This window comes from Achromobacter insuavis (assembly GCF_902859645.1).
Lineage (GTDB): Bacteria > Pseudomonadota > Gammaproteobacteria > Burkholderiales > Burkholderiaceae_B > Achromobacter > Achromobacter insuavis.
Map to the genome: position 1 here is coordinate 1 of NZ_CADIJR010000133.1, position 9,284 is coordinate 9,284.

The following is a 9,284-nucleotide window of genomic DNA, read 5'->3' on the forward strand; positions in this document are numbered from 1 at the left end:
CGGCCGCGGCGGCGCGCGCCGAACCGCGCGCCCAGTGCCAGGTCATCAGGCCCGCGGCCAGCACCACCGGCAGCATGGCCGCGTTCAGGGCTTCCCAGCCGAACGCGTCCAGCGCCGGTCCGGCCGCCAGCGTGGCCAGGGCGGTGGCGGCGTAGCGCAGCATCTCCGCCGCGCCCTGGGCGCGGGCGCGCTCCGACGGCCGGTACGACTGCGCCAAGAGCGTGGTGCCGCCCACGAACATGAAGTTCCATCCCACCCCCAGGCAGAACAGCGCCGCGTAGAACGCCGGCAGCGAGGGCGAGGCCATCGCGATCAGCGAGCAGGCCACGTTCAGCAGCATGCCCGCGCCGAGCACCCGCGGCAGACCGAAGCGCTGGATCAGCGTGCCGGCGAAGAACGCCGGCGCATACATGCCCACCAGGTGCCACTGCATGATGTTGGCGCCGTCGCCGATGCTGTGGCTGCAGGCCACCGCCGCCAGCGGCGCGGCGGTCATGATGAACATCATCGACACCGAGCCCACCACGTTGTTGGCCAGCGCGGCGACGAACACCGGCTGGCGCGCCACCTCGCCGAGCGGCCGCGCCGGCAGGCCGGCCTGCGCGTCGGCCGCCGCCGCGGGCGCGTCGGTATCGCGGTAGAAGCCGAACAGCAGGGCGGCGGACAGCAGCGCCAGCAACGCCACCATCAGGTAGGCGCCGGCGAAGGTCACCGGCGCGAACAGGTCGCGGCTCCAGGCCGCCAGCGCCGGGCCGGCGATCGCGGCGATGACGCCGCCGGTCATCACCACCGAAATCGCGCGGCTCTTGGCGGCCGGCTCGACCGCGTCCGCCGCCGCCAGCCGGTAGTACTGGGCGAACGCCTGGAACACGCCGACCAGCGCGGTGCCGGCGCAGAACATCCAGAAGTCCGAATGGAACACCGCCCATACCGAAATGCCACCCCCCGCCGCGCCGGCCAGCGCGCCCAGCGCGAAGCCGTTGCGGCGGCCGATGCGCTGCATCAGCAGCGAGGCGAACCAGGTGACCAGCGCGCCGGCCACCGTGATCAGCGCGAAGGGCAGGGTGGACAGCGCCTTGTCGGGGGCCAGCATGTGGCCGGTCAGGGCCGTCAGCGTCAGGTCGATCGAGATGGCGGCGATGAACAGGCCCTGGCATACGGCCAGGATGCGGGCGTTGCGGCGGCCGATGGCCAGGGAAGGCGAGGCAGGCATGAGGACTCGGAGCGAGGACGTGAAGGATGGGTCGAACACGCCGCCCACGGCGCGAGGCCGGGGATTGCGGTTTGACAGGGCTCACTCTAGCGGCGCACACTTTGGCGTAAATGACATAATTCCCTCGATAAACGCCAATCCCCCTCGGCCCTCCCATGACCCACGCCGTAACGTTCCTGCTGGTGCCCGATTTCCAGCTGCTCGACATGTCCGGCCCCGCCGCCGTATTCCAGACCGCCGGCTCGCTGGCGCGCCGCGCGGGCGCGCCAGCCTACGCCGTGCAAGCGGTATCGGAAGCGGGCGGCGAGGTGCGCAGCTCCTGCGGCATCGGCGTGCTGACCACGCCGTGGCGCGGCGCGCCGGTGGACACCCTGGTGGTGCCCGGCGGCGAGGGCGCGCGCGAAAGCGCCCTCAGCCCCGCCATGCGCGCCTACCTGCATGCCCAGCGCCAGGCGGGCCGGCGATTGGCCAGCGTCTGCACCGGCGCCCGCGTGCTGGCCGCCGCGGGCCTGCTCGACGGCCTGCGCGCCACCACCCACTGGCGCCACGCCGCCGCGCTGGCGCGCAACCACCCCGCCGTCCGCGTGCAGGCCGACCGCATCCACGTGCGCGACGGCGACACCTGGACCTCGGCGGGCATCACCGCCGGCATCGACCTGGCGCTGGCGATGGTCGAGGCCGACCTGGGCGCGGAGGTCGCCGCCGAGACCGCGCGCGAGATGGTGGTCTATCACCGGCGCTCGGGCGGCCAGTCGCAGTTCTCGGCGCTGCAGGACCTGGCGCCCGACAGCGAGCGCATGCGCGCGGTGCTGGAGCACATCCGCGGCAACCTGGGCGCGGCCCTGACGGTGGAACACCTGGCGGAGGTGGCCTGCGTCAGCCCGCGCCAGTTCCTGCGCAGCTTCAAGGCCGAAACCGGCGAGACGCCCGCCAAGGCGGTCGAGCGCATCCGCGCCCAGACCGCGCGGGCGCAGATCGAAAGCGGCGATGGCAGCATCGACAGCGTGGCGCGGCGGGTCGGCTTCACCGACAGCGAACGGATGCGGCGCGCCTTCCTGCGGGTCTACGGCCAGCCGCCGCAAGCCATGCGCCGCGCCGCGCGCAGCCAGGGTTGGCGCGACAGCCCGGAAAACGGTAATAATATTCACTCTCAATAAAAGGGCTCGCCGCGTCGGGTCCGCCGCCGTGACCCACCCGCCCCCTGTACTCGACTGGACCGTTCCCGCCGCCACGCCCGCGATGTCGCTGGCCGGCGGCACCTTGCGCTTCGAGCGCGAGGAACGGATGCTGGAGGACCTGGCGCCGGGCCTGAAGCTCGTCGTGGTGCTGGAAGGCGAGCTGCGCTATCGCGTGCCGGGCGCGCCGGCCGCGCAGGTCAGCGGCCCCTCGCTGCACCTGAGCCTGTGCCGCGACCCGCTGCGCATGGAACACGAATTCGGCGCGCGCCGCGCATTGCGCTTCGTGTCGCTGCGCACCTCGCTGGACCATCTGCGCGAATCGCTGTCGCTCGAACCGGCCGACATTGCGGGGCTGCTGCGCGCGCCGCGCGGCGATGCGGCCTATGCCGATGCCAACCTGCGGCTGGCGGCGCCCTTGCAGGCGCTGGGCCGGCAGATGCTGGCCTGCCCGATGCAGGGCGCGCTCAAGCGCATGTACCTGTCCGCCAAGGCCCTGGAGCTGACCGCGCTGGCGCTGGCCGCGCTGCAACCGGCGCCGGCGGCGCCCGCCGCGGCCGGCCTGTCGCGCGCCGACATCGAGCGCCTGCACCATGCGCGCGACCTGGTGCTGGCCGATCTGCAGCATCCGCCCGCCTTGCCCGCGCTGGCGCGCCGCGCCGGCATCAACGTCAACAAGCTCACCACCGGTTTTCGCCAGCTGTTCGGCTGCAGCGTCTACGCCTTCGTGCGCGAGCAGCGCATGGCGCAGGCGCACGCGCTGCTCGCCGCCGGCGCCATGAGCGTGTCGGAAGCCGCCTACGCCTGCGGCTACACCGACTCGCACTTCAGCAAGGCCTTCCAGCGCCGCTACGGCGTGCTGCCCAGCGCGTTGGCCGCCGGGCGCTGAACGCGCTTCCTGTCGTCATCTTGTTTCACCCCGCGGCAACGCGCAGCGCGCGTGTCATGGCTCCAGGCGGCCTGTCCGCCTGCGCCTTGCCCGGCAAGGTTCCGCGATGCCATAGCAAGGGCTTTGCGAACGCCTGCGCGTCGCGGTTTCTCCCTGAGATTGTATGAGAATAATTCTCAATATTGAAGAGGGAGAAGTACCCATGCGTTCACGCATCAGGAACACGGCGCGCATCGCGGTGGCGCGCCATTGGCCGTTGTGGCTGGCGCTGGCGGCGGGGCCGGCGCTGGCCGACGACGCCCGGGACGCGGCCACGCTGCCGGCGGTCACGGTCAGCGGCGAGCGCGAGGCGGCCGCCGCGCCGCAACCGACCCTGGGCAAGCTGCCCTTGAGCGTGCGCGAGACGCCGCAGTCGATCTCCGTGATCGGCCTGCAGCAGATCCGCCAGCAGAACCTGCAAACCCTGGACGACGTCATGCGGCACGCCACCGGCATCACGGTGCAGCCGCATCATCACCTGACCACGGCCTACTTCGCCCGCGGCTTCCAGATCGAATCCTTCGAGCAGGACGGCGTGCCTGCCATGATGGGCAACCGCGCCGCCGCGCCGGAAGACATGGCCATCTACGAGCGCGTCGAGATCCTGCGCGGCGCCAACGGCCTGTTGCATGGGGCGGGCAATCCCTCGGCCACCGTCAACCTGGTGCGCAAGCGTCCGCAGCGGCAATTCACCTTCGGCGGTGAACTCAGCGCCGGCAGCTGGGACAACTATCGCGCCGAAGTCGACCTGGGCGGGCCGCTGAACGACAGCGGCAGCGTGCGCGGCCGTGTTGTCGGCGTCATGGCCGACCGCGGCTTCTTCTATGAAAGCGCGAACGAGAAGACCGGCCTGTTCTATGGCATTGGCGAGGTCGACCTGGGACCGGACACCGTGCTGTCGGCCGGCCTGCAAACCAGCCGCGTGCGCTCGCATCCGCCGCCTAGCATGGGCGGGCTGCCGCGCTACAAGGACGGCGCGCCGATCGGTCTGCGACGCTCTGTCAACCTGGAGTCCGCCGGCAGCCGTTCGGACTGGAACACCACGCGCGTGTTCGCGGATCTGGACCACCATTTCGGGCACGGCTGGCGCGCGCGGATCAGCGTCGACCATCTGCGTTCCGATTCCGAGATGAAGTACCTCACCGTCAATGGCGGCATCGACCGCCAGACCGGCCTGGGCGCCAGGCTGTCTGGGGGCGGCATCCAGTACGACAACAGCCAGACCAGCGTCGATGCCTACGTCAGCGGACCGGTCGAGTTGTTCGGGCGGCGCCACGAACTGCTGTTCGGCGCCAATTCACTGCGGACCTCGTACGAGAACCTGAATGCCGATGTCACCAGCCCCCAGTTGAACATGCCGATGGACGTGTTCAACTGGCACCCGCGCGACGTGCCCGGCTACGACGTTGGCCCCTACAAGTCCGCGGGCGTCAACCGCGAACGGGAACAGGGCGTGTACGGCATGGGCCGCTTCTCGCTGGCCGATCCGCTGACGCTGGTGCTGGGCGGGCGCATGGACTGGAGCCGGCTGGAATCGCCCAAAGCGAGCCAGCGCAACAACGGCAGGTTCACGCCCTATGGCGGCCTGATCGTCGACCTGGACCGGCAATGGTCGCTGTATGGCAGCTACGCGCAGGTGTTCATGCCACAGACCGACCTGGATCGCAACGGCCAGATGCTCGATCCGATCACCGGCACCAACTACGAGGCCGGTGCCAAGGGCGAACTGATGGACGGCGCGCTCAACGTGTCGCTGGCGCTGTTCCAGATCCAGCAGAAAAACCGGTCCCAGGCCGACCCGTCGGTGGCGTGCGTGGGCAAGCGCTGCCCCTCCGTCGCCGGTGGCGAGGTCCGCAGCCGCGGCTTCGAGGCCGAGGCCGCCGGCGCCATCACGCCCTATTGGACGGCGGCGGCGGGCTACACCTTCAACACCACCAAGTACCTGGTTGACACGCGCGCCAGCGGTCAGCCCTACTCCAGCTTCACGCCCAGGCACATCTTCCGTCTGTGGACCGAGTACGCCCTGCCGGCTCTCGAGCGGCGCCTGAGCGTGGGCGGGGGGGTGCAGGTGCAATCGGGCTTCTACAACGTGGCCAAGACCATCACGCTGCGCCAGGGCGGCTACGCGCTGGCCGACATGCGCGTGGCCTATCGCGTCGACAAACACGTGACGGTGGCGCTGAACGCCAACAACCTGTTCGACCGCGTCTACTACCAGCGCCTGAGCGACGCCAACTGGACCAACTACTACGGCGAGCCGCGCAACTTCATGCTGACGGTGCGCGCCGAGTACTGACCGCCGTCATTGCGCCGGTCAGGGCGCGTCGCGCGACACGCCCTGGCCGGCGCCGGCCGCCTCGCCGGCAAAAACTTCCGCAATCGATAGCGGGACTTCCGCAATCGCCAGTGGCGCGCCGCGCCGCTCCCTAGAATGGTTTGAGAATAATTCTCAACAACCAGGAAAGAGGAACGGCGGTGCGATCAAGGTTCAGGAACGGGGCGGCGCGGCCGCGCAAGGGCGGGGCGCGTCATTGGCCGGTCTGGCTGGCGTTGACGGCGGCGGGGCCGGCGCTGGCGCAGGCGGCGGGCGATGCGGCGACGCTGCCGGCGGTCACCGTCAGCGGTGAATCCGCGGCGAGCCCGCAGACGCCCACGATGGGCAAGCTGCCGCTGACGGTGCGCGAGACGCCGCAATCGATCACGGTCATTGGCCAGGAGCAGATGCGGCAGCAGAACCTGCAAAGCCTGGACGAGGTCATGCAGCACGCCACCGGCATCACGGTGCAGCCCTATCAGCTGCTGACCACTGCCTATTACGCCCGCGGCTTCAAGGTCGATTCGTACGAGCAGGACGGCGTGCCGGTGCTGATGGGCAACATGGCCGCGTCGCCGCAGGACATGGCGGTGTACGAGCGCGTCGAGATCCTGCGCGGCGCCAACGGCCTGCTGCACGGCGCCGGCAACCCGGCGGCCACCGTCAACCTGGTGCGCAAGCGGCCGCAGCGTGAGTTCGCTTTCAGCGGCGCGCTCAGCGCCGGCAGCTGGGACCGCTACCGCGCCGAGGCCGATCTGGGCGGCCCGCTCAACGACAGCGGCAGCGTGCGCGGCCGCCTCGTCACGGCGGTCGAGGACCGCGGCTATTTCTACGACGTGGCGGACCAGAAGTCGGCGCTGTTCTACGGCATCGGCGAGGTCGACCTGGGCCCGGATACGGTGCTGTCGGCCGGCCTGCAATACCAGCGCATCCGCTCCACCACCAACATGGCGGGCGTGCCGCGCTACAAGGACGGCGGCGACATCGGGCTGAAGCGCTCGACCTACCTGGACGCGGCCTGGGACCGCTTCAACTGGAACACCACGCGGGTGTTCGCGGATCTGGAGCACCGCTTCGGCCAGGGCTGGAGCGCCAAGGTCAGCGCCAACTATCTCACCGCCGACAGCAACCTGAAGTACGCCGGCGCCTACGGCGCCATCGACCGCCAGACCGGCCTGGGCTCGGCGCTGATGGGCGGCGCCTACAAGTTCGACAACACCCAGGCCAGCGTCGACGCCTATGTCAGCGGCCCGGTGCAACTGTTCGGCCGCCGCCACGAACTGCTGTTCGGCGGCAATGCCCAGCGCACCACGACCGAGCAGTACACCGGCCAGCTGACGCCGGCGCTGCGCGTGCCGGTGAACGTGTTCGACTGGGACCCGCATGGCGTGCCGGAGCCGGGCGTCGGCCCCTACACTTCGCCGGGCGAGACGCGAGCCCGCCAGCAGGGCGTCTACGGCATGGGGCGCTTCTCGCTGGCCGATCCGCTGACGCTGGTGCTGGGCGGACGCATGAGCTGGTGGAACCAGGACGCGCCCGGTTCGCGCCAGCGCATCGATCCCGAATTCACGCCCTACGGCGGGCTGATCGTCGACCTGGACCGCCAGTGGTCGCTGTACGGCAGCTATGCCGAGGTGTTCCAGCCGCAGAGCCAGCTGACGCGCGACGGCCAGGGGCTGGACCCGGTCACCGGCACCAACTACGAGGCCGGCATCAAGGGCGAACTGATGGACGGCGCGCTGAACGTATCGCTGGCCGCGTTCCAGATCCGCCAGAAGAACCGCGCGCAGCAGGATCCGGACTGGCCCTGCGTCGGCCAGAACTGCTACTACGTGGCGGGCGGCGAGGTGCGCAGCCGCGGCTTCGAGGCCGAGGCCAGCGGCAGCATCACGCCGTACTGGACGGTGGCGGCCGGCTACACCTTCAACACCAGCAAGTACCTGACCGACACGCAGGCCGGCGGCCAGCCCTTCGCCAGTTTCACGCCCAGGCACATCTTCCGCCTGTGGACCAACTATGCGCTGCCGACGATGCAGCGGCGCCTGAGCGTGGGCGGCGGCCTGCAGGTGCAGTCCGGCTATTCGACCGTGTCGGGTCCGGTCACGCTGCGCCAGGGCGGCTACGCGCTGGTGGACCTGCGCCTGGCCTACCGCGTCGACAAGCACCTGACCGCGGCGCTGAACGTCAACAACGTGTTCGACCGCGGCTACTACCAGAGCCTGTCGGGCACGGCCTGGAACAACCGCTACGGCGAACCGCGCAACGTCATGCTGACCCTGCGGGCCGAGTACTGAGCGGTGTGCGATCGATAGATGGCGCGGGCGCGCCGTCCATCCCTTTTTTCAAGGAGAGACAACGTGGCTGCAACGACGCCCGTGCCAGTGTTCGACTGGCTCGATCATTTCATGGCGCTGGCCGGCGATGGCGGCATGCGCGACATCGGCAGGCTGCGGCGCCTGGCGCCGCACGAAGGCTGGCTGGTCGGCATCAAGGCCGCGGCCAGCGACGCCGACGTGCACGGCGACGTCTGGGAACGGCATCCGGCCGGCGAGGAAATGCTCTGTGTGCTGGAAGGCCGCGTGGTGCTGACGCTGATGGACGAGGCCGGCGCCGAGACCGACGTGCTGCTGGACGCGCGGCGCGGCGCCGTGGTGCCGCGCGGCGTCTGGCACCGCCTGCACGTGGCCTGTCCGGCCCGCATCCTGTTCGTCACGCCCGGGCAGGGCAGTGAACACCGCCGCGTGGGCGCGGCAACGCAAGCTTGAAGGAAATCGACGTGAAGCAAACCGCGAATGCGCGCCTGTTCATCATGATCGGCGCGCTCTATTTTTCCCAGGGCATTCCGCTGGGGGTGGCGATGGAGGCGCTGCCGACGCTGCTGCGGCGCGACGGCGCGCCGTTGCACGCGCTGGCCTGGCTGCCGCTGGTGGGGCTGCCCTGGGTGTTGAAATTCCTGTGGGCGCCGGTCGTCGACAACCGCTACCGGCCGGCGCTGGGCCGGCGCCGCAGCTGGATCCTGCCGATGCAGGGCATCGTGCTGGCGTGCCTGGCGGCGGTGGCCGTGACCGGCGTGTCCGCGGCCAGCGCGCCGTGGGTGGTGGCGCTGATGGCGCTGGCCTCGCTGGCCAGCGCCACGCAGGACATCGCCACCGACGGCCTGACCGCCGAGCGCTTCGAGGGCCAGGCGCTGGCGCGCGCCAACGCGGTGCAGGTGGGCGGCACCATGATCGGCTTTTTCGCCGGCGGGCCGGGCTGCCTGGTGCTGGCGGGCTGGCTGGGGCAGGGCGGCGCGCTGGCGCTGCTGGCCGCGGTGGTCGCGTTCAGCCTATTGATGGCGTCGGGCTGGCGCGAAACCGCGCTGCCCGCCGCCGTCCGGCGCGCCACGCTGGCCGGCTTCGCGCGCCGGCCGGGCGGCTGGGCGCTGGCGCTGGCGGCGTTCCTGTCGGCGATGACGGCGGTGGCGGGCTATGGCCTGTCCAAGCTGTTCCTGGTGGACGCGGGCTGGGCGGTGGAGGCGGTGGGACGGCTCGGCATGGCCGGGGGCGCGGTGACCGTGCTGCTGGGCTGCGGCGGCGGCGCCTGGCTGGTCGGACGCATCGGCGCGCGCGGCGCGCTGGCGCTTGGCCTGGCGGCCTCGGGCGCGGCGGCGCTGGC

At 70.9% G+C, this 9,284-nt stretch carries 7 protein-coding genes; 6 read left to right on the forward strand and 1 reads right to left on the reverse strand.

What is annotated here, in order from left to right:
• Positions 1-1,213 (reverse strand): MFS transporter (locus H0523_RS30735; RefSeq protein ID WP_180180270.1); only part of this gene is annotated, 1,213 nt, incomplete at its 3' end.
• 155 nt (positions 1,214-1,368) lie between these two features.
• Between H0523_RS30735 and H0523_RS30740 the strand changes: the two genes are divergently transcribed.
• The 6 genes from H0523_RS30740 to H0523_RS30765 form a co-directional block, all read left to right on the forward strand.
• A complete protein-coding gene (locus H0523_RS30740; RefSeq protein WP_054430252.1) occupies positions 1,369-2,370 on the forward strand; it encodes a GlxA family transcriptional regulator in 1,002 nt (333 codons plus the stop codon).
• A 28-nt stretch (positions 2,371-2,398) separates the two neighbouring features.
• The gene (locus H0523_RS30745) at positions 2,399-3,277 is read left to right on the forward strand and encodes a helix-turn-helix transcriptional regulator (RefSeq protein WP_231689766.1); all 879 of its coding nucleotides are present in this window, start codon (positions 2,399-2,401) and stop codon (positions 3,275-3,277) included.
• Positions 3,278-3,479: 202 nt separating this feature from the next.
• The gene (locus H0523_RS30750; RefSeq protein ID WP_180180271.1) at positions 3,480-5,612 is read left to right on the forward strand and encodes a TonB-dependent siderophore receptor; all 2,133 of its coding nucleotides are present in this window, start codon (positions 3,480-3,482) and stop codon (positions 5,610-5,612) included.
• 179 nt (positions 5,613-5,791) lie between these two features.
• Positions 5,792-7,924, forward strand: coding sequence for a TonB-dependent siderophore receptor (locus H0523_RS30755; protein ID WP_156350000.1), 2,133 nt, complete (start codon positions 5,792-5,794; stop codon positions 7,922-7,924).
• Between the two features lie 63 nt (positions 7,925-7,987).
• On the forward strand, positions 7,988-8,395 hold the full coding sequence (locus tag H0523_RS30760) for a cupin domain-containing protein (RefSeq protein ID WP_231689765.1): 408 nt from the start codon (positions 7,988-7,990) through the stop codon (positions 8,393-8,395).
• A 44-nt stretch (positions 8,396-8,439) separates the two neighbouring features.
• On the forward strand, positions 8,440-9,284 hold an 845-nt coding region (locus tag H0523_RS30765), incomplete at its 3' end, for an MFS transporter (protein WP_180180272.1).